This window comes from Thalassomonas sp. RHCl1, assembly GCF_947387555.1.
In the GTDB taxonomy this organism is placed as follows: domain Bacteria; phylum Pseudomonadota; class Gammaproteobacteria; order Enterobacterales; family Alteromonadaceae; genus Thalassomonas.
Map to the genome: position 1 here is coordinate 29,632 of NZ_CANDNZ010000019.1, position 20,401 is coordinate 50,032.

Genomic DNA, 20,401 nt, shown 5'->3' on the forward strand with positions numbered 1-20,401 from the left:
AAACGGCCAGCCTGTTATCAGACTGGCCGGCAACTGAGCTGGGGGCGTGCTCAGTTTGAAATCATTCCTGATCTACCCAGGCATTAACATCAATATTGTCAGACAAGCCTTCGTTCCACACTGAGCCTTCGTTCCAGATCACCCCTTCATTCCACACTGAACCTTCGTTCCAGATCCCCCCTTCATTCCATACTGAGCCTTCGTTCCACAGCGAGCCTTCATTCCACACCGAGCCTTCGTTCCAGAGCGAACCTTCATTCCATACCGTGCCTTCGTTCCAGAACGAGCCTTCATTCCACATTGAGCCTTCGTTCCAGATATTGCCGTCAGCATCAAGCAGGTAGAAATTGTCATGTTCATCGACCCGGGCAGGTCCTTGAAAATGCTGGTTACCGTCAAGGTCTGCCGCGATATCCAGGCCATTGTTGGCACAACCGGATGCCGTGCTTTGCACCGCCCCCCAGGCATTGACTTTACCGGCTCCCTGGGTAAAAGGGCTGTAGGCGGCTTTGCCGTCGGCGGCGATTGCCATCTGCGCCGAAGTCATTAAACGACATTTAACATCATCCGGTGACAGGCCGGGATCATTTTGCAACATCAAGGCAACTGTGCCGGCAACCACGGCCGATGCCTGTGAAGTGCCGGATATTTCAAAATAACTTTGCCCCAGTATTGCTTCCGGATGTTGCTGGGCCAGGGTCGGTAAATAGGTATCATGTATTTTCCCCATCATATGGCCGCCCCAGGCGATTAAATCCGGCTTGATAAAGCCGGCATGGGTCGGACCGGCAGCGGAAAAGGTGGTGATGCGGTCATCGCTTTGGTCGTCTGGGGTATAATGATCGGTAAGCGCCCCGACGGTGATCACATAAGGCACATTGCCGGGTACGCTGACAGTCATGGGATCCGGACCCAGGTTACCGGCGGATGTTACTACGACTATGCCCGCCTGCCATGCCCGCATGACCGCCTGATTAAGGGGATCATTCCAATAATAAGAGCGGGGTAAGGCGCCAAAGGAGAGATTTAACACTTTGATATTATAGGTGTCTTTATTGGCGACTAGCCAATCCAGGCCGTTGATAACTTTCAAATAGGTGCCCTGGCCATTTTCATCAAAGGCCCTGACCGATACCAGGTTGGCATCGGGGGCCATACCGTTATATTCGCCGTTTTCATCAAGTACGCTGCTCAGGGCTATGCCGGCAACATGGCTGCCGTGGCCGTGATCATCTGAGTTTTTATGGACAAAATACATATTGCCGGTTTCGGCGTTATATTGGGCCAGGATACGCTCTTGCCCCTGGCTGTCCAGCCTTAAAAAACGGCCCTTTTTTGTTTTCACCGAAATACCGCTGTCAATAAAGGCAATGGTTACCCCTTGTCCTGTGATGCCCAGCTGGTGGAGCTGGTCTGCGCCGGTCTGGCGGGCGATATGGGTAGAGGTGGAAAAACTGCTGGTGGTCAGGGTTGCATCGGCAAAAGCCGTCAACTGGGTTGTGGCGGTAATTTGTGTTAACTGGCTTGGGGTTAATTGTGCGCCGATGGCATTAATAATGGCCAATTGATGTGATATTTTGCCTCCGACCCGTTCTACCTGAGCTGTCATGGCTGCCAGGCTATCTCCCTGGAGTATATAGCTATTGCTTCTTTCCTTGTGTTCACTTGCCGGTAAGTTTTTATTGGCAGAGAGATGATCTACTTGCGCGGGACTTGAATGATACCCTATGATTGCCGTCATGGTTAATACCAGAGCCAAAGCTGTGGTGCTGATCATTGTCCTTAACGTTATTCGTTTCATTTTACAAAATTTCATTGAACATCTCCGCGAATATATTTTAAGTAAACCTGGCGCTAATAGAGCATTTCCTGTGCCAATCGATAAAAAATCTTCTAACGTTTGATTTTTATGAAATTATTCTTTAGTTAATCTGCTTCGCTTTATACTTTGAAAAATTTGACGAAAGAACTCACGAAGCTTTTCGCCAGTTGTTTCATCGTCGGATTTATCGGTGAATTCACCCGGTATGGCGAGCGTCATTTTTTACTTCGCTCGGGCAGGTATTCATGGTTTTTTAAACATCTATTTGATTTTACAGGTAGGTTTTTGGCCTAAGTGCCAGGAAATGGCTCGTCAAAATTTTCGTTGGTCACTGTTAGTGCTGGTGTAGGGTGATGGCTTTTTGCTGATATCTCCTTTACTATAACGGCTTTTATATTGCTCGTCCGGTTGAGGCTAAAATACTTGGTTAATGGCAAAACCTTAAAGCGCTTAGCGCAGTCGAGATCAGTACTGGCTTGTTTGCTGGTGCTTTTTCTTTGTCGTGAACTTTTTTCCATCTGAAGTCAGCGGGAACCCGGATATTTGCTATCAAGCTTGTCGTTATTCGCCTCCCCATCCGCCTCCTACCCAAGGCGGGCAAGTATTTATTTAATCGTCCCAAGGGACTCGTGCGATGATTTTGATGCCGATTTCGCTGTTTGTCCGCCAGTTATCTGATGGTTTTTTGATAGCGGTGCGGTATGCGCGCTTTGTTTAAAGCAAAGTACAGCTAAAAGCGAAGCTGTGTAGCAAAACATCGCATTATTTTAATATGGAGTATTTTACATGAGCCAATTTATGGCGAGAGGCTTTAAGGTTTTATTGGTGTTTACCGCCTTATGTGCCTCGTTTTCATTGTTTGCCCACGGCGTTGATGAAGACACCAAGCAATTTTTAACCCAGAATCAGGGGGTATCCATTATCCCTTTTATTTATATCGGGGCGAAACATATGGTGACAGGTTACGATCACCTGCTGTTTTTATTCGGTGTAATTTTTTTCCTGTTCAAAAGTAAAGATATTTTACTTTATGTCAGCCTCTTTACCTTAGGCCACAGTATTACCTTATTGTACGGTGTGCTCGGCAATATCGCGGTAAACCCCTATTTAATCGATGCCATTATCGGTTTGTCCGTGGTTTATAAAGGGTTTGATAATATCGGGGGCTTTAAGGCCCTGCTGGGTTTCCAGCCCAACCCCAGGGCGGCGGTGATGATTTTTGGCCTGTTCCACGGTTTTGGGTTAGCGACTAAAATTCAGGAATTTAACCTGCCGGAGCAGGGATTAGTCGCCAATATGCTGGCCTTTAATTTAGGAGTTGAGCTCGGGCAGTTTATGGCATTGGCACTGGTGCTGATCGGGATAAGTTTCTGGCGCAGGCACAGCAGTTATTTTCGTTTTTCACTGGCAAGCAATACGCTGCTGATGAGTTGTGGTTTGATGCTGACAGGGTTTCAGTTAACGGGCTTTTTTGTTAACTAGTGTTAGCCGAACGAGCGCTATTTAGTTATTACCGGTTAAGCTCATCTTGATGATGAGATAAATTTTATTCATTACTTCAGCTCTTTATTTATTGGTGAAGTAAAACAAGTATTTTTAAGGATATGTTATGAACTCAGTCACCACACCGGTGCACTCCACCACCAGTCTGGTCAAAGCCAGTGTTTTGGCGGCGGTACTTGCCGCACTTGTTTTAGTTATCTGTATCTTGCCGTCGGAATACAATATCGACCCGACCGGCATGGGCGAAGCGTTAGGCCTGACGCAGTTAGCCGGGACACAACCGTTGCAGGAGCAAAGTGCTGCCGTTGATGAGAGTAAACGCACAGATACTGTTAAAATAGAGATCCCCGCCGGCAAAGGTCTGGAATATAAACTGCTGATGGAAAAGTATGCCCATCTGGAATATGAATGGCATACCGGCGGTGAGGCGCTTTATTTTGACTTTCACGGTGAGCCCGAAGGGGATACCACAGGTTATTTTGAAAGTTTTGCCATCACCACTTCACATCAGATGAAAGGCTCTTTAACCACGCCGTTTGCAGGCTCCCATGGCTGGTACTGGAAAAACACCGGTGATGCCCCTGTGGTCGTGACCTTATCCATCAAAGGGGATTATACCATTAAGGGCTAGTGATTTTCCCCAAGTTGGGGCTGCTGCTCAGCCCCCTTGATGCCTTTTATCCGGGGGAATTTTGACCTGAGGCAAGTTTGGGCCTGTTTTCCTGCAGCTTTATCTCAATTCCCTACCTTAATTAAAAGAACAAACATACCCTTAGGCCCGGCAAGCTGGTATGATTTTGCCGGAAAACTGATCCACAGATAAAAATAGTCCGTTTATTGCTACTTTATTGCCATTAAGCAGGACAAAATCAGGAATTATAAATAATGAAATTAACAAAAATTGCAGCGGCACTAAGCTTTGCCCTTGCTCTTTCTGGCTGCTCTGAGCCACAAGAATCACAAACGTCTGCTGCGGTGCAAACACAAGCATCTGCCGGCCATGACCACGATAGCAAAGCGGCACATGATAGCGCGCAAAGTGCTAAAGACTTTCAGTGGCAGGCGGACCGCTTTGCCGATATCCGGGTTTTAAGGTATCAGGTACCCGGCTTTGAAGAGCTGCCGTTAAAAACCAAAGAATTATTATTTTATCTTTATAAAGCGGCGTTATCCGGCCGTGATATGACCTGGGATCAAAACAACAAGTACAACCTGACCGTACGTCATACTTTGGAAGCTATTATGGCGGATTACCCCGGTGATCGCAGCAGTGAAGAGTTTGCTAAATTTACCGAGTATACCAAGCGGGTGTGGTTCTCTAACGGTATCCACCACCATTATATGTCGGGTAAGATTTTACCTGAGTTTAGCAGCGACACTTTTGCCGGGTATGTCAAAGCCGTGGCCGGCAAAGGTAAATTACCCCTGACGGACAAGCAAAGCGCCGATGACTTACTGGCGATGTTAACGCCTGTGATGTTTGACCCTAAAGTTGCCGCTAAAATGGTGGACCAAAGCGCGGGCATCGATAACGTTGTTGCTTCTTCAGTCAACTTTTATGAAGGGGTTACCGAGCAGGAAGTGACCGACTTTTATAAAGCGAAAGTTAATGTAGATGATAAGCGCCCGGTATCCTGGGGCTTGAACTCCAAGCTGGTGAAAAAAGACGGCAAGCTGACCGAGCAGGTGTGGAAAGTCGGCGGCATGTATGACAAGGCCATCAGCGAAATCGTGCACTGGCTGGATAAGGCGGCTGCTGTTGCAGAAAATGAGCAGCAGCGTAAAGCCTTAACCTTGCTGGCGAAATACTACCGCAGCGGTGACTTAAAAGACTTTGATGATTACTCCATCGAGTGGGTAAAAGATATTAACTCCGATGTTGATGTGGTTAACGGCTTTATCGAAGTGTATGACGACCCGCTGGCCTATCGCGGTGCATTCGAGTCTGTGGTTTCGGTGAAAGATCATCACGCCACGAAAGTGATTGCTGCTATTGCTAAGCAGGCGCAATGGTTTGAAGATAACTCGCCCTTAATTGACGCCCATAAAAAGAAAAGCGTTAAAGGCATTACCGGTAAGGCGATTACGGTTGTGGTTGAATCAGGGGATGCTTCGCCGTCGACACCTATTGGTATCAACCTGCCTAACGCCAACTGGATCCGCGCCGAGCACGGCTCTAAATCTGTCAGCTTAACCAATATAGTAAACGCCTACGACAATGTCCGTGGCGGCTCTTTGGCCGAATTTGCCTGGGATGAAGCCGAGCTTAACCGCGGTAAAGAATTCGGGCCGTTAGGCTCTCATTTACATACCGACTTACATGAAGTGGTAGGCCATGCTTCCGGGCAAATCAATCCGGGTGTCGGCACGCCTAAGGAAACCCTGAAGCAATATTCGTCTGCACTGGAAGAAGGCCGCGCCGACTTGGTGGCCCTGTATTACCTGATGGACGAGAAACTGGTAGAGATGGGCGTCATGCCTAGCCTGGAAGTGGGTAAAGCCAGTTATGATCAATATATCCGTAACGGTATGATGTTGCAGCTGCGCCGCTTGAAATTGGGTGAAGAAATTGAAGAAGCCCATATGCGCAACCGTCAGCTGGTAGCCAGCTGGGTGTTTGAAAAAGGCGCTGCCGATAATGTCATTGAAAAACGCGTACGTGACGGCAAAACCTACTTTGTGATCAATGATTATATCAAGCTGCGCGGTTTGTTCGGTGATTTACTGCGTGAATTACAGCGTATCAAGTCAGAAGGTGATTTTGCTGCCGGTCAGGCGTTGATTGAAAACTACGCGGTTAAGGTTGACGAGAAGCTGCACAAAGAAGTGCTTAGCCGTTATGAAAAACTTAACCTTGCCCCTTACTCCGGTTTTATTAACCCGAAACTGGAAGCGGTATACAAGGACGGCAAGATGGTTGATGTCACTATCTCTTACCCGGATAATTTCCAGCAGCAAATGATGGAATACGGACAGGATTACAGCCTGCTGCCGGTAATGAATTAATCATTCACTTCTGGTGAGATAAAAAAACCGCGGTGATAGCAATATCACCGCGGTTTTTTATGTTCAGGACGAACGGCCAACTTACTTGTTCCAGACGTCAGTTAGACCCTACAGTCCCTGTAGGCAATGCTGCGGCAGCACGGATATCAAAGAGCAGCGATGTTCAGGATCAGTGATATCAGTATTATGCCTGTTTCCTGTGGTAGTGACGCAGGCCGTGTTCTTTTTGCCGCCCCTGGCTAAAGGCCGTTACCCGCTTTAAATAACCTATCACCCGGGTGCCGTGGTCGATATCTTCACTGCCGCAATGCCGGCAATGGTGGCGGGTTTGCTTATCAATTTTTTCACATTCATTACAGATGGTGATTTTGACATTGACGCAGAAATAGTTGCAGCCGGTGCTGGCGGCGACATCGAATAGTTTGACATAGGCATCAGCCGATAAGCTTTCATCGAGATTCAGATGTAATGCCGAGCCGCCATCGAGGTATTGGGTAATTTCCCTGCCGTGTAAAATAAACTTATCCAGGTGGTTGGTGCTTTCATCCTCCACCAGGTAAAAGTAGGAGTTATAACAGTCCCGGTTAACCCGGTAGCCGTCTTTACTGTCCCACTTGGCATTTTTTACCCCGAGATTTTCCGCCGGGACAAACTCGGTATTAAACATATAACCATATTCTTGTTTGGCCGCCTGGTTGGCCTGGTAGATTACTTTTAAATGATCGCTGACAAAGTGCTTATAATCTGAGTTGTTGCCAACCTTAAGTCCTGAGAATTCGGCGGCTTCTGCCATACCGTTAATGCCTATGGTAAGAAATTGCTTATCCAGGGAAATAAAGCCGGCGTTATAGACAGACAGTGCCCCTTTGGCAAAATAATCTTCCATCAGCTTACGGTACGCCACCTGATATTGCTGGATTTTTGTGATTTCACTCGCCAACTCCCTGCCGTCTTGTACCAGGCGGTTCATATTGATGGTGATGACATTAATCGAACCGGTGGCGACGCCGCCTGCCCCTAAGGTATAAGAGAAGGTATTGTCGCTGATCTCATTGCGTAACCGGCAGCAGGAGGCCAGGGAATCGGCGCTGTCTGACAGATAAATAAAGAAGGAGTTGCCGCGGGCTTTTTCTTCGGCAAGCTGACCGGCAAAGTGCTGGTCTTTACATTGACCGTCTTGGGTGAGAATGGCGGCAGTGATCACCGGAAAGGTTAGTACCGCTTTTTCCCGCTCATGGTTTATCCAGTTCAGGAAAAACATCTGCAGTTTATCGACACTTTGCCAGCTGGGCTTGGAAAAATCAGGGAAGACAAAGTCTTCAAACATGGAAGCAAAGTAATATTGATCAAAAACGGAAATATTCCAAAACACGCTCTGATAACCGCGAGCCGCTGCCGGCTGATTGATGGCATACACCACATGTTGCAGGTGATTTTCAATGGCTTTCTTGTGGGTGGTTAAATAGTCGTCGCCATATTCTTTACGGGCAAAATAATCGAAATAGGTAAGAAACTCTACCGTGGCCACCGCCCCGGCAAACTGGGCAGAAATGGCAAAAATCAAATTGACGAACGAGCCGCAAAAAGATTCCAGGTGTTTTGGCGCTTTTGATTCGCCACCGAGTTTGGTCAGGCCGTCAAGCAGGAAAGGGTACATGCTGATCGAGGTGCAATAGGGTTTTAAGCTGGTTTCATCATGCACATAAATTTCATGTGTCTCGATTTGTCTTTGGTATTCATCCGCCAGGGCAGGGGAGAATAATTCGCTGATTTTATCTTTCACCAGGGTGCGGTTGATTTGGATAAAACAGTCTTTGAGCAGCTCGGCTTCGAGGGTGGCGATGTTTTTCTCGGTGACATTGGCATTGGCATCGAGCTTGGAGCCGTCGGCGGCATTTTGCGCAAAAAAGTAGTCGCTGATGAACGCTTTTTTAGTATTAAGTTGTTGTTCACTAAGCTGCAGCATGAAGGTTTCCTTTTGTTTCTTGTAAAGTGTTTGTTTGTAAAGGTTTTTTATTTATCGGCGTTAAATTGGCATTGTGCTTATCTGCCGGCTTAACAAATAAATGATTGAGTTTTTTGCCTGTGGTGAGGTCAAAGAAGACCTGGTTGGTGCCCGGATTGTCCAGTCCGCCCCTTTGGGGATCCCATTTACCGGTTTTCAGGTAGGTCAGGTGCTCGCTGATGCCGATATCTATATGCTCCTGTCCGGAGTACAGGCAGGTTTTTAGTCCCAGTTGCCGGGCAATTTTGAGCTTTTCTATCAGCTCGGGCGCCTGCCATTCACCGCCGAAAAAAACAATGCAACTGAGCAGGCCGGCATATTGTGCCAGGTAATGGCGAAAACTTTGGTTGCTTAAGTATTGTCCATTGTTCTCATTCCATAATTCTGTGCTGTGACAGCCGCGGCAACCGAGTTTACAGCCGGTGATGCTAAAGCACAGGCTGATCTCCCCCGGAACTTCCTGAAAGACTATGGTGGGCGCAAGACAGTTAAAGGTCATAAATGTCCATATGTAGTTGTTGTTGGTTTTTATAGGCACAATATAGTGTGTTTTTGTTGTCTTTTACCTTGATTGAGATCAAGTTTTCGCTAGAAAGGAAAACTATATATAGTGCCTTGGCTTTTATATCCATCTATATATTGTGGTCTTTAGGTTTAGCCGCTCAGGAGAGGCGCTTCTGTGGAGAGCAAGACAGGGCCGGTAAAATGTAAAGGCCTGTCAATTTATGTAAACCCTTTAAGACCCTGATGTAAAGAAAGGTAATCTAATGTAAAGGTGGCGAACTTTGCTTTAATTTCGTGTTCTATTTGCATTACCCTATGCGCTCAATCAAGCCCTGGACACCTTAAGATATCAATGTGATGTTGAGGACTTTTTGTACCTGAAATTTGTCCCGGATTTGCTTGGGTTTAGTTACTTTTATTTATTAAGGATACTTTAATGAGACAAGAAGATCGGCGTGAAAGATTAACGGCTAAACCGCTGTTGCCCGCCTCCCTTTGCGCTATAACACTGGCTTTGTTAACCGGCTGCGGCTCCGGAGGTTCGAGCTCTGCTGATGATTCAGGCACGATTCAGTTATATAACGTCTCATCCAATGCCCCGGCAATTTTGATGACCATAGATGATGTCAGCCGCTCTTCTGCCAGTTTCGGGGAAACCACCTCCAATTATACCTATGAGACAGATGACGAATATGAGCTGGAGTTATCCTGGCAGGAAGATGACGACAATGAGCAGGTGATTTATGAAGACCTGTTGGAAATTGTCAAAGACGAGCGCAAGTTGCTGGTGGTGGCCGGGGATATTCAACAGCCGGATATTATTTTTTACCAGTTTGAAGAAGAAGATTTAGTTGATCTTAAAGATGCCGATGATGATGAGGACGACCAGTTTGTATTGAAGTTTCTCAATATGCAGGCGGGTTTTTCCGGCGTTGATGTTTACCTTTCGGAAAATAATGAAACCTTTGAAGAGGCGGTATTGTTAGGGCAGCTCAGTTACAGCGAGATGTCGCAGGCGTTTAACTATGATACCGGGGATTATAAAATTTATCTTACCGAAGCGGGCAATACCGAGGTGTTGTTTGAAACAGACACCCTGGAATTTCCCTATTCCAGCCAGTATATTATGGCGCTGAGGGAGAATACCGGCCCGGGTGAGTCTCCTTTTGCCATGGATAAGATTTCCAAGTCTTCGTCAACGGTAGAATATACCAATGTTGAGTCCAGCGCCGAATTCAGGGTCTATAACGGTCTGATAGGGCACGGTACTGTCGATTTATATTTAGATGAAATCGATGACAGTGCAGAAATGTCCGCCATTGCCGAGGGAGCGTTCAGTGAAAGTGTGCTGCTTGAAAATGGCGATTATGCCATGCACCTGACGGCGGAAAATACCACTGAGGTGGTGACGGAAAATCACCTGCTGACGTTGAATTCCAATAATGACAAAACCGTGTTTTTCTACGAAACCGAAGTGGATGAAGATGAAAATGATGAAGATTGCCATATCCATGATGACTGCACCGAGGTAGAGTATGAAACCAATACTTTAACCGTGGATAACAGTTACGGTCATAGCTTGTATGATCACCAGGTCCAGATGATCCACCTTACCGATGAATATTCTGCCGTCGATGTCTATTTTGTCCGTCATGATGAAACCATAGACACCGCCCAGTACAGCTTGTACAGCAAAGTGTTTGACTCTACCTCGGTGACCTTGCCCAATGACAGTTACGATATTTATGTCACCACCACACAAAATGAAGGTGAACTGATCCTGGCCAGTCTTTCCGTTACTTTAGACGAGGACAGCGGTGACTTGTTTCTGGTGCTGCAAGATGACGGCACCCCGGACAGTGAGCAATTTACCCTGACATTAACGTCGCAGGCAGATTAAGCTTTTTTCGGGATATAACACAGACAGAAAGTCTTGTGCCGGTACTATAAAAAGTGTCGATATCAGGAGGTCTTACTTTGGCGGGTAAGGCCTCTTTTTTTTGCCTGTCCCTTACTGAGCCAGCCTTTAATAATGATGGCGGTTAACTGCGGATGTTCATTTGCCCGCAGCCTGACCCGTTTCAGCAACTTTTCTTTGTGGACATGGTTAAGTAAGGTCAAGGTTTTTTGATAGGACTTGGTTTGCCTAAGGGGATTTTTTTTGTTGCTCTTTTTACTTTTTGAGTTGCTTTTGGCTGTTGTCGCCTTGTTCTTTTTTGGGGACTTGCTTAAGGGCTTTTTTGCCTGGTCACTTGTTGTGGCTGGGGTTGTTTGAGCCGGTGGCTGTGCTTTTTTCACCCGGGCAGAAGCGCGGGGGACTTTACCGGATTTAGCCGGTGCTGTTTGCCGTTGCCGGTTAAATAACCAGTCCAGGATTTGGGTCAGTATCTTCATGCTATTATTGCTTGGTTTTATTGACCGGCTTTATGCCGGCCAGCTTTGGCTAGCGTTTTTTGCCGCTACTCTCTGTCCGGATATTTTGGCTAAATGAACAAAAACTCCCGGTCATTATATCAGGTAAAATATTGTTTTATAGCCTATATTCAATAACAGCTAACTTATATAAGGAACCTGTTATGTCAGATCATACCTATAAAAAAGTAGAAATTGTCGGCTCGTCCAAAATCAGCAGTGATGACGCTATTCGCAATGCCATCGCCCAGTGCAGTAAAACCATGCGTAACCTTGACTGGTATGAAGTTACGGAATCCCGGGGACATTTAGTCAATGGCGAAATCGCACATTTTCAGGTAACGCTTAAGGTCGGTTTCAGGATAGAAGATTAACGAAAATATTTCCCGGTAAAGCACTTATATAACGCCCTTAGTAAAGGTTATCTGCTGCCAGATAACCTTTTTATCTAAGGGGTTTAATGGCGGTTATCGTTTAAGTTCATGGTCCCGGTAGTGTAAATCTTGCCAGCACTGGGGCAAGGCTTCACCGGAAGGGAAGATCAGATCTGCCTTATTAAAGCTTTCAGGATCCTGCTCTTCTTCACCATGTTGATAGCGGCCGATGATATTGGCTTTTGCTGGATTGACCAGGCCAAACATTTCGACGATGGCGACCAGATCGCCACTCTTTCTGTGTCTTAAAAACATCAGAAACTCCGATATTTTCATGCCAGCTGCTGTTTATAAGCCGGTAGCGGCCTTCCCGGTAATTTTAGTATGGTAGCTGCCGGCCCCTAGTGCAAGGACTGAAAGGGTTATAGGAGCATCAAGCGTGGGCCTCTGCCTTGCAGGCAAAAATTTCATCTCCCTGGTGTGTAACCTTTAGCCAAGCAGGGGGGGGGCCGGGATTGGCTGTTGCTGGTGCCGGGCATTGATATCATTGAGCTTTACTATGCGTTTCGCCATGCCGCTGATAATCGCGTCTTTGACTTTTTCGCGAATTTTTGCCGATAATTGTGAGAGTTTTTCCCGGTCCAGGCAAAGTAAAATGACATCGCTTTCGGCCAAAGCTGAGGTGCTTCTGGGTTTATTGGCAATAAAGCTGCCTTCACCGATAAATTCGCCCGGTTTGACCCGCCCAAGGGGGGTTTTATCTTTGGCGCGTTTGATACTGACTTCTCCGGATAAAATCAGGAAGAAATTATTGTCGTATTCTCCTTCCCTTTGCAGGTGTTGTCCTTTTTTGCAGATATAGCAACGGGCTTTTTCATCCAGCAAAGATTTTCTCTCGTCCAGGGAGAACTGTTCAAAAAAATCCAATCGGTTGGCTATTTCCATTAAACGCAGCAACGGGATCTTATCAAGTGGCAGCATATGCTTGTGACTTCTTGCTTTAAGGTGATCGGGAAGAGGGCAGAATAATGGCTATTGCGGCGAATGTCTATCCGTTGGCCCAAATTAGCTAACAGCAGTGATGTCTGACAGTAATATCATCATAAGATTAAGTTTTTCAGGTGTTTTTTCTCTGCAAATGGCATAGGTAAACGGGCTATTTATGTGTTTATGTTCTTTTGGGGTTTTATGGTAACGGGCATTGGCCTCATGGAATTTGGCCGCCGAAAGATAAAAAGGGTGGATAAGGCAAGGAGAGTTGCCGGGGAAAACCGGGGGAGTAGCGTAAACTTGTATTTTCATGCGCTGTAACCCCTGGTCAGGCATTTACTTGCTTACTGGATGTTTTTTACTATGGTTATATCAGTAAACGAGATTCATTGGTTTGAAAAGGATGCGGTAATGGACAACGAACTTTGGTTTTACGAGCCGGAAGACAGAGACGGCTATCTTTCTAATTTTGCCAGTTATCCTTTATATATTGACGGGAGCAAATGGCAAACCAGTGAACACTACTATCAAGCCCATAAGTTCACTGAACAAGCGATTATTACCGAGATACAACAAGCCCCGACCCCGGATGATGCCTTTCGTTTAAGCCGGGAGCATCAAAGTCAAATGCGCCAGGACTGGGATAGCATTAAATGGCAAACCATGTTTACTGTGGTCAGCGAGAAGTTCCGGCAACACCCCTTGCTTGCCCATAAATTAATTGCTACCGGCAATTGTATTATCAAAGAGCACTCCCATAAGGATGCCTATTGGGGGGATGGCGGAGACGGTAAAGGTGAAAATCACCTGGGAAAAATATTAATGGAGGTGAGAAGTTTATTAAAAAAACAGCTCCCTTATAAGTTCTTGCATTATGTCGAAACGGCCAAGCTGCCAACCCCCTGGGGAACTTTTGCCATGCACGGTTTTGTTGAGCCTGAGTCAGGTAAAGAGCATCTGGCGCTGAGCTACGGGCAGTGGCGTAAAGATGAACCGGTACTGATGCGTATCCACTCGGAATGTCTTACCGGTGATGCCTTGTTTAGTATGCGCTGTGACTGTGGTTTTCAGCTGCAAAAAGCCCTGCAAAATATTGTTAAAAATGGCAGCGGCGTTTTGCTTTATTTGCGCCAGGAAGGGCGCGGTATTGGCCTGCTCAATAAAATACGCGCCTATCAGCTTCAGGATCAGGGGGCCGATACCGTAGAAGCCAATGAACAATTGGGCTTTGCTGCGGATCTGCGTAAATATCATTTTTGTGAAAGCATGCTGAGTTTTCTCGGCATCAACGAAGTTAAATTGATGACCAACAATCCCAGGAAAGTGAAAGCGTTGAAAAAAATTGGCATTAACATCGTCGAGCGGGTGAAATTGCAGGAAGGGCATAATCGCCATAATCATTTTTATCTTTCGACCAAGGCCGATAAATTAGGCCATATGTTTGAAGTGCCCAGCAGTAGCTCATTCGCTATCCATGAGATTAAAAAAGGGCACGGGTTATAACCATAACGTTTATCTGCTGCAAGGTTTTCTTCCTCAATATTCGCCGGCAAATGCCGGCGTTTGCTTGCTTTTGCGATTGCCTGTAGAGACGGCTGTTCAAGTTATTACGCACAAACTTTATTTAAGCGCTGGTCTAGGCGGAGATATTTAAGTTATAATTTCATCTTTGTTTCTCTGAAGATTTTATCAGCTCATGAAGTTTCCTGGTCGTCGCCAACATAAGCATTATTTTCCCGTTGAAGATAAAGATCCCCTTACTAATCAAATCAACCGCAATTCCCGGCTTGAGCGCAGCTATATTGTCGGTATCGATCAAACCCTGGTAGATATCGAAGCCAAAGTGGACAATGCCTTTCTTGAAGAATTTAATTTGAAAAGAGGTATGTCCCAGGTGATTGATGATGAGGTGACCCACGCCCTTTATCAGCGCTTAAAATCGGAAGACTTGGTGGATTATGAATATGCCGGTGGCACCATTGCCAATACCATGCATAACTATTCCGTGCTGGCGGACGATCGTTCGGTGCTGCTGGGGGTGATGTCAGAAGACATTAAAATCGGTGGTTATGCCTACCGCTTTATCAGCAACACTTCCAGCCGGGTAGATTTGAATTATCTGCAACCCATCAATGGCCCTATCGGTCGTTGTTTCACGCTGATCGACGATACCGGTGAGCGGACTTTTGCCCTCAATTACGGCTTGATCAACCGTTTGAAGCCGGAATCCATTGATGAGCAGTTAATTGCCGAATCTTCGGCGTTAGTGATCAGCTCGTATTTAATGCGCACCGAAGGTGAAGATACCATGACTGAAGCGGCGATCAAGGCCGTGGAATGCGCCAATGAGCACGGTGTGCCTGTGGTATTGACCTTAGGAACGAAATTTCTGATCGAAGAAGATCCCAAGTGGTGGCAGGATTTTGTCAAAAAACATGTCGATATTCTGGCGATGAATGAAGAAGAAGGGCTGGCGATTTCCGGTTTTGACGATCCTTTGCTTGCTGCCGATGCTGCCCTGGACTGGGTAGACTTAGTCATTTGTACCGCCGGTGCCCAGGGACTCTTTATGGCGGGTTATGTTGATGAAGAGTTTAAGCGCGCCACCGAGCACCAGTTACTGCCGGGTAAAATTCCTGATTTTAACCGCTATGAGTTTTCCCGGGCGATGCGCTATAAAGATTGTAAGAACCCTATCCGGGCCTACACCCATACCGCGCCTTATATGGGCGGACCGGAAAGCATTAAAAATACCAATGGCGCCGGAGACGGCGCCTTATCTGCGTTATTACATGATTTATGCGCGAATGTATATCATAAGCTTAATGTTGATAATTCCAGTAAGCACAGGCAAAAAGCCCTGACGTATTCCTCGTTATCGCAGATCAGTAAATACGCCAACCGGGTCAGCTATGAAGTGCTGGTACAGCACTCACCGAGACTTTCCCGTGGTTTACCGGAAAGAGAAGATAGCCTGGAACAGGCGTACTGGGCGTTATAGCCGCCGGCTGTTATCGTAAGGATTAACCAGGCTGAAAATATATTTCAGCCTGGTTTTTTTGTAGCTGAATTAGGCGGAAGGACGCGAAAAGAGTTGCTTTATCCGGCTAAATAAGCCGTTTTGCCCGGAAGTTTGTGCCATGGCATAACTTTCCGGTAATGGTTTTATACGCAAAGAGATGGTGCCGCCATGTCCCCAGGGCCACCAGACGGCGACGCCGCCCGGTTGATCGGCTTGTGCCGGTTGGGTGAATAACTTCTGCTCTTTATATAAAACCGCCAGATCTCCCAACTGCTGTTTTAAGGCTTTAGGGGCTTTCTTGATATTTTTCCTATCCCACTCATGGGGATAATTTTCCCTGAGTACCTCCAGGGTGGTTGCTATTTTATCTTTAGAAAACTCAGACAATAAGACTTCCCTTTGATCTTCCCATTGCCATTGATGTTGCTCACCTAATTGCCGGGTTAGGGCTTGGCTCAAGGTTTCCACCTGCTCCTGGGTATATGACATTTTGCTGGCCTTAATAGAAGTGATAATTAGCTATTATATAAGTAAATAACTGATCTTGTTATGTTATTGTTGATATTATTCTCAAGTAAGCGTTAATGACGGCAAACGGCGGCGTGAATTGTGTCAATAAGCCTGATATTGCCTTAAGCGGAGTTAATCAAGACCTTCGAGTTCATCGATGACGGTTCTTGCCTGTGCCAGGGTGCAATCTGTCCGGGTTAATAATTCATTTACCGTGATCCCGGGTTTGCGCCGGGCGATAGCCAATAGTTCATCATGAGTGATATCTTCACTGTGGCTTTTTAATAACTTGGCCAGCCATAACCAGGTCTGTTCATCCTCCTGGTGAATAATGTCAATAATCTCGAGTAATTGCTGGCGGTTTGCCTTTAATTGCCAGTTTCTTGAACGGCCGATGCGCTGCAGATCACTGCCGGTGCTTCTTATATGCGCCTTTAAGGCGTAGGCCTTCATGGTTCTCCTTAAAAATGAGGGTAAGGTAACGGGTTTGAGATCTGGCAAAACTTACTCGGCAAAGCTGGACGATAAAAGCTGATCTTATAAGAAACAAGCCCAGATGAAAATGATCAATTTTCTCTGACTGAGGTAAAGATAACTCCCCAGCCGTCAGATTTTTTTGTATTTATTCAGAGGGAGCAAGGGGGGCACTGTCTCGTTGGCGGTGCGGGGGCTGGCTGTTCGGGATTAACCCTGAGGTTCGCCGGATATTTCAATCATTATTTTCTCCGCGGTGAATTTTTTCGCAGCTTCTTTCTTTCTTGTCTCCATTTTTTTCTTTTGCCGTATTTTTCGCGGGCAGGAAATCTTTTATTTTTTGCTGCTCTCCGATAAAACCTATCTATTAAATCAATAGATACAAGTGGTTATAACTTGGAAAAAGTAAATCTCTTCTTTTGGCATAAAGCATGTATTAGTCATGACGGTGTAACTCGATATAAGGTGGTAACGATGCAGTTTTCTGTTAACAACAAACAATCGACATCGAATACTTGTATGCTCAAAAGTTTGATAGAGGTCTTTTTTTTCAGTGCCGGGTTTTTGGCCCTTTGCTATTTTATGATCAAGCATGTGCAATATGATCAGGATGAAGCTGATAAGTTCGCGCATCATCCTGCAGTGTCTTCGGAAATGAAAAACGTGCAGAACGAACAAAGGCCAGCATGGCAGCTGGGATTTGGTCAGAAACTGACGGATATTGTCTTTCCGGTACCAGCCAAGCGCAGCGCAGAAACTGGTGTTTCCGCTCAGTTGGGCCTTTTACCTTTAAGTCTTTTGGCGGGAAAGGAACATTTTCGTGAATACCTTGGCAGTCAGGCATGCCTGGGCAAGACGGACACGCAGAGCTGTTTTATACAGAGCAGCTTTTCCCCATTGATCGCGGGATATTTATGGGAAAACAAGCATTTGGAAGCAAGTTTTGGGCTGATCCGGGAGTCACTATAATGAAACCAAATGTATCCAGAGCTTTTGAACATTTCTTTATAGTGAGAGTTCTCTTGGCGTTTCTGCTGATCGGCGCTTTTATCTTACTCGCATTGCAACAAAAAACAGAGCATATGTTAACCGAAGCCGAAGCGCCTTTGGGGGGAGCTGTATCACAACCGGCCCCGGCACAGGGTGTTCAGGAGAAGGCCTGGGAAGGGCGCAGCTACCTGGTGCAGGGGAATTTAAATGAGCTTAAGACCCTGCTGTTAAAAGAAAATATTGAAATAAAACGGGAGCTGGCGATTATCAGTGCGTTAAGCGTGGTATTAAATAAGCAGCAAAAAAACTGGCTGCAGCGTCAGCCCCAGGTGAAACGCATTTATATCGATCAGAGAATGGTTTTAGCGACGGGAGGCAGTAATCTTGAGGAGGTGGCGCCGCAAACCTGTCAGGAATTCTCCATGTTAGACAGCTTCAGCTCAGGTGCCTTTAGCAATAATGACGGCACACATCCTTTTGATGGCGACTGGCAGGAGCAGGATCTCAATAGCGGTATGATCAGCGGCGCCTTGAGTGGCAATATCAAGATCAACAACCAGGCATTGGAAATCCGTGGTCCTTTCAATCTGGCCGATCCCCAGATCCAACGGGACTTTAGTGTTGCCAATGAAACCTATTTAGAGTTGGGGTTTGATCTCCAGGCCAGTGCTACCGCCACGGTGAATGATGTGATGCAGCTTTTTCTTATTACCGAAACCGGCACCGTTAAGGTTTTGCAAAGCTTTACCGGGGATACCCTGGCTGAAAAACGAAGAATATCTGTTGACTTAACCGGCGATCATCAAAACTATAAAACCTTAGGTTTTCGATTTCCCGGAGGCTTTACCAGCAGAGAGTCGGCTTTTTTTATCGATAATGTCCAGCTGGTGGTTGATACCGAACATCCCGGAAATTATGCCAGACAACATGCCGGTTTGACTGCGTCCGAAGAGCTTGACGGCGCGGGGGTGGGGATTGCCTTTATCGATACCGGCTTATATCTGGGCTATCTGGATGCCATGACGGGCACTGGCGGCATAGGGGCTGTTGGAGAGGTGAATACTAATGCCGGTGTGATCGAAACCGATGTAAAGCAAATTATTCGCCATAGCGTGATTACCGATGCCAATGCTGATCCTTATAACGATCAGCATGGCCATGGCTCCCATGTTATTGGCATCGCCACAGGTGATTTTTCCGGCCCCAATAAGTGTGTCGGTAACTTGCAATTCGGGGTGGCGCCTGCTGCGGATGTGATCAGTGTTAAGGCATTTGATGCTAACGGCATAGCCAGTTACGGTGATGTGATTGCCGCCCTTGACTGGATATTAACCAACCGGGAGCAATACAATATCAGGGTGTTAAACTTATCTTTTGGCGGTAAGGTACAGTCCAATTATTGGGATGATCCGGTCAACCAGGCGGTAATGAAACTTTGGCAGGCGGGAGTGACTGTGGTCGCCTCTGCGGGAAATACTGGTCCGGCTCCCATGACCATTACTGTCCCTGCCAACCTTCCCTATATCATCAGTGTCGGGGCGATCACCAATAATTATACCAAGTCATTGACCAGGGATGACAGAATTACCCGGTTTTCTTCTTCCGGGCCCACATATGAAGGTTTTATCAAGCCTGAAATTGTCGCTCCCGGCGGGCATATGCTGTCCAATGCCGTACCCGACAGTTATCTTAGCCAGTTATATCCGAAATTTCTCGACCGGGATAATGAGCATTTTATGGTGATGTCGGGAACCAGCCAGGCGGCCGCGGTTGTTAGCGGGGCGGCAGCCTTGTTATTACAGCAAGACCCGAGCCTGCAACCGGATGATATAAAATGTCGCCTGATGCACAGCGCAAAGCTGGCGACGCTGGATGACAATAACCTGGCCTACAGCCCTATGCGTCAGGGAGCCGGTAGCTTAAACCTGGCTGCAGCCCTGACCGATACCAGCTATGCCTGTGCTAATCAGGGCTTGGATATTGAAGCGGACCTTGCCGGATCCGTCCATTATACCGGGCCGGTACGTGCGAATGAGCACGGGGAGTTTTATATCATAAAGGGTGATGGCAGTATTTGGCACCAGGGGTCGATTTGGAATGAGGGCTCTATCTGGAATGAGGGCTCTATCTGGAATGAGGGGTCTATCTGGAATGAGGGTTCTATCTGGAATGAAGGTTCTATCTGGAATGAGGGTTCTATCTGGAATGAGGGTTCTATCTGGAATGAAGGCTCTATCTGGAATGAGGGCTCTATCTGGAATGAGGGCTTTATCTGGAATGAGGGTTTTATCTGGAATGAAGGTTCACTGTGGAATGAAACTGTGCTCCCTATGAGCCTGCAACAGATACCTGAGCAGGAATAAGCGGTTGTCAGGATAAAAGATGGTATTAAAGAGCCCACAGGGCTCTTTAATACCCGGGTTAAGGCTGTTTAAGCAAGCGGGAGTTATTATGCTAAAACATAACAGACTGCGTCTATGCCAGTTTTTAGACGAAGAAGATGATGCAATAATGTCCGGGATAAGCCGGCTCATTTATTCATTCGTTATCTTCGCCATCTTTTTTATGATTGGTGCGACCATTTTTTTCCATAAAAAGTTTCACTACCTGACATAACTTTCAATTTATTCATCAATAATTTCAACCACTTTTTTCATTTTATCGGTGGCCCGCCGGTAAAGTCAGCATAGCGTACAGTTACCTTGCTCGGGTAAGTTCTTGTATTGTGTGATATATCAATCACTTAGTTTTGCTTATTGCCAATAGCATTGTTTTTATTCTTTATTGGC

18 protein-coding genes and 1 pseudogene are annotated in these 20,401 nt (G+C 46.4%); 10 read left to right on the plus strand and 9 right to left on the minus strand.

Features of this window, described 5'->3' with window-relative positions; all coding sequences use genetic code 11:
* Window positions 1–61: 61 nt before the first annotated feature.
* Window positions 62–1,816, minus strand: coding sequence for a S8 family serine peptidase (locus QL234_RS29035; protein WP_281561234.1), 1,755 nt, complete (start codon window positions 1,814–1,816; stop codon window positions 62–64).
* Between the two features lie 792 nt (window positions 1,817–2,608).
* Here QL234_RS29035 and QL234_RS29040 point away from each other — a divergent pair.
* From QL234_RS29040 to QL234_RS29050, 3 genes are all read left to right on the plus strand, one after another.
* Window positions 2,609–3,304, plus strand: a complete 696-nt coding sequence (locus QL234_RS29040; RefSeq protein ID WP_281561235.1) for a HupE/UreJ family protein — start codon at window positions 2,609–2,611, stop codon at window positions 3,302–3,304.
* A 127-nt stretch (window positions 3,305–3,431) separates the two neighbouring features.
* Window positions 3,432–3,956 (plus strand): hypothetical protein, encoded by a 525-nt coding sequence (locus QL234_RS29045; protein WP_281561236.1) that lies wholly within the window; start codon window positions 3,432–3,434, stop codon window positions 3,954–3,956.
* A 254-nt stretch (window positions 3,957–4,210) separates the two neighbouring features.
* Window positions 4,211–6,331, plus strand: coding sequence for a dihydrofolate reductase (locus QL234_RS29050; RefSeq protein WP_281561237.1), 2,121 nt, complete (start codon window positions 4,211–4,213; stop codon window positions 6,329–6,331).
* A 184-nt stretch (window positions 6,332–6,515) separates the two neighbouring features.
* On the opposite strand, the gene nrdD is transcribed toward QL234_RS29050, so the two are convergent.
* On the minus strand, window positions 6,516–8,297 hold the full coding sequence (gene nrdD, locus QL234_RS29055; protein ID WP_281561238.1) for an anaerobic ribonucleoside-triphosphate reductase: 1,782 nt from the start codon (window positions 8,295–8,297) through the stop codon (window positions 6,516–6,518).
* Window positions 8,284–8,835 carry an anaerobic ribonucleoside-triphosphate reductase activating protein gene (gene nrdG, locus QL234_RS29060; protein WP_281561239.1) on the minus strand — a complete coding sequence of 184 codons (552 nt, stop codon included), beginning with the start codon at window positions 8,833–8,835 and terminating at the stop codon, window positions 8,284–8,286. The genes nrdD and nrdG overlap by 14 nt, the downstream gene beginning before the upstream one ends.
* 441 nt (window positions 8,836–9,276) lie before the next feature.
* On the opposite strand from nrdG, the gene QL234_RS29065 reads away from it, so the two are divergent.
* Entirely contained in the window at window positions 9,277–10,740 is a 1,464-nt protein-coding gene (locus tag QL234_RS29065) for a hypothetical protein (protein WP_281561240.1), read from the plus strand.
* A gap of 62 nt (window positions 10,741–10,802) precedes the next feature.
* Here the strand turns inward: QL234_RS29065 and QL234_RS29070 are convergent, their stop codons facing one another.
* Window positions 10,803–11,234, minus strand: a complete 432-nt coding sequence (locus QL234_RS29070; protein WP_281561241.1) for a hypothetical protein — start codon at window positions 11,232–11,234, stop codon at window positions 10,803–10,805.
* A gap of 182 nt (window positions 11,235–11,416) precedes the next feature.
* Here QL234_RS29070 and QL234_RS29075 point away from each other — a divergent pair, with 182 nt between their 5' ends.
* Window positions 11,417–11,626: a dodecin gene (locus tag QL234_RS29075; RefSeq protein WP_044835537.1), complete on the plus strand. Its 210-nt coding sequence runs from the start codon at window positions 11,417–11,419 to the stop codon at window positions 11,624–11,626.
* 93 nt (window positions 11,627–11,719) lie between these two features.
* On the opposite strand, the gene QL234_RS29080 is transcribed toward QL234_RS29075, so the two are convergent.
* From QL234_RS29080 to QL234_RS29090, 3 genes are all read right to left on the minus strand, one after another.
* Window positions 11,720–11,941, minus strand: coding sequence for a hypothetical protein (locus tag QL234_RS29080; protein ID WP_044835538.1), 222 nt, complete (start codon window positions 11,939–11,941; stop codon window positions 11,720–11,722).
* Between the two features lie 174 nt (window positions 11,942–12,115).
* On the minus strand, window positions 12,116–12,607 hold the full coding sequence (locus tag QL234_RS29085; RefSeq protein WP_281561242.1) for a cyclic nucleotide-binding domain-containing protein: 492 nt from the start codon (window positions 12,605–12,607) through the stop codon (window positions 12,116–12,118).
* Between the two features lie 84 nt (window positions 12,608–12,691).
* Window positions 12,692–12,928: a hypothetical protein gene (locus QL234_RS29090; protein ID WP_281561243.1), complete on the minus strand. Its 237-nt coding sequence runs from the start codon at window positions 12,926–12,928 to the stop codon at window positions 12,692–12,694.
* Window positions 12,929–13,027: 99 nt separating this feature from the next.
* Between QL234_RS29090 and QL234_RS29095 the strand changes: the two are divergent.
* The 3 genes and pseudogenes from QL234_RS29095 to QL234_RS29105 form a co-directional block, all read left to right on the plus strand.
* Window positions 13,028–13,447, plus strand: a pseudogene (locus QL234_RS29095) (NADAR family protein); the annotation flags it as partial.
* Window positions 13,439–14,119: a GTP cyclohydrolase II gene (gene ribA, locus QL234_RS29100; protein ID WP_281561277.1), complete on the plus strand. Its 681-nt coding sequence runs from the start codon at window positions 13,439–13,441 to the stop codon at window positions 14,117–14,119. The pseudogene QL234_RS29095 and the gene ribA, both read left to right, overlap by 9 nt.
* 193 nt (window positions 14,120–14,312) lie before the next feature.
* Window positions 14,313–15,617: an inosine/guanosine kinase gene (locus QL234_RS29105; RefSeq protein ID WP_281561244.1), complete on the plus strand. Its 1,305-nt coding sequence runs from the start codon at window positions 14,313–14,315 to the stop codon at window positions 15,615–15,617.
* A gap of 69 nt (window positions 15,618–15,686) precedes the next feature.
* Here the strand turns inward: QL234_RS29105 and QL234_RS29110 are convergent, their stop codons facing one another.
* Window positions 15,687–16,127 (minus strand): hypothetical protein, encoded by a 441-nt coding sequence (locus tag QL234_RS29110; protein ID WP_281561245.1) that lies wholly within the window; start codon window positions 16,125–16,127, stop codon window positions 15,687–15,689.
* A gap of 153 nt (window positions 16,128–16,280) precedes the next feature.
* The gene (locus QL234_RS29115) at window positions 16,281–16,649 is read right to left on the minus strand and encodes a ribosome recycling factor family protein (RefSeq protein ID WP_281561246.1); all 369 of its coding nucleotides are present in this window, start codon (window positions 16,647–16,649) and stop codon (window positions 16,281–16,283) included.
* A 447-nt stretch (window positions 16,650–17,096) separates the two neighbouring features.
* Here QL234_RS29115 and QL234_RS29120 point away from each other — a divergent pair, with 447 nt between their 5' ends.
* Both QL234_RS29120 and QL234_RS29125 read left to right on the plus strand, forming a co-directional pair.
* Entirely contained in the window at window positions 17,097–17,591 is a 495-nt protein-coding gene (locus tag QL234_RS29120) for a hypothetical protein (protein WP_281561247.1), read from the plus strand.
* Complete coding sequence (locus QL234_RS29125) at window positions 17,591–19,975, plus strand: S8 family peptidase (protein ID WP_281561248.1); 2,385 nt, start codon at window positions 17,591–17,593, stop codon at window positions 19,973–19,975. The genes QL234_RS29120 and QL234_RS29125 overlap by 1 nt, the downstream gene beginning before the upstream one ends.
* The last annotated feature ends 426 nt before the right edge of the window (window positions 19,976–20,401 follow it).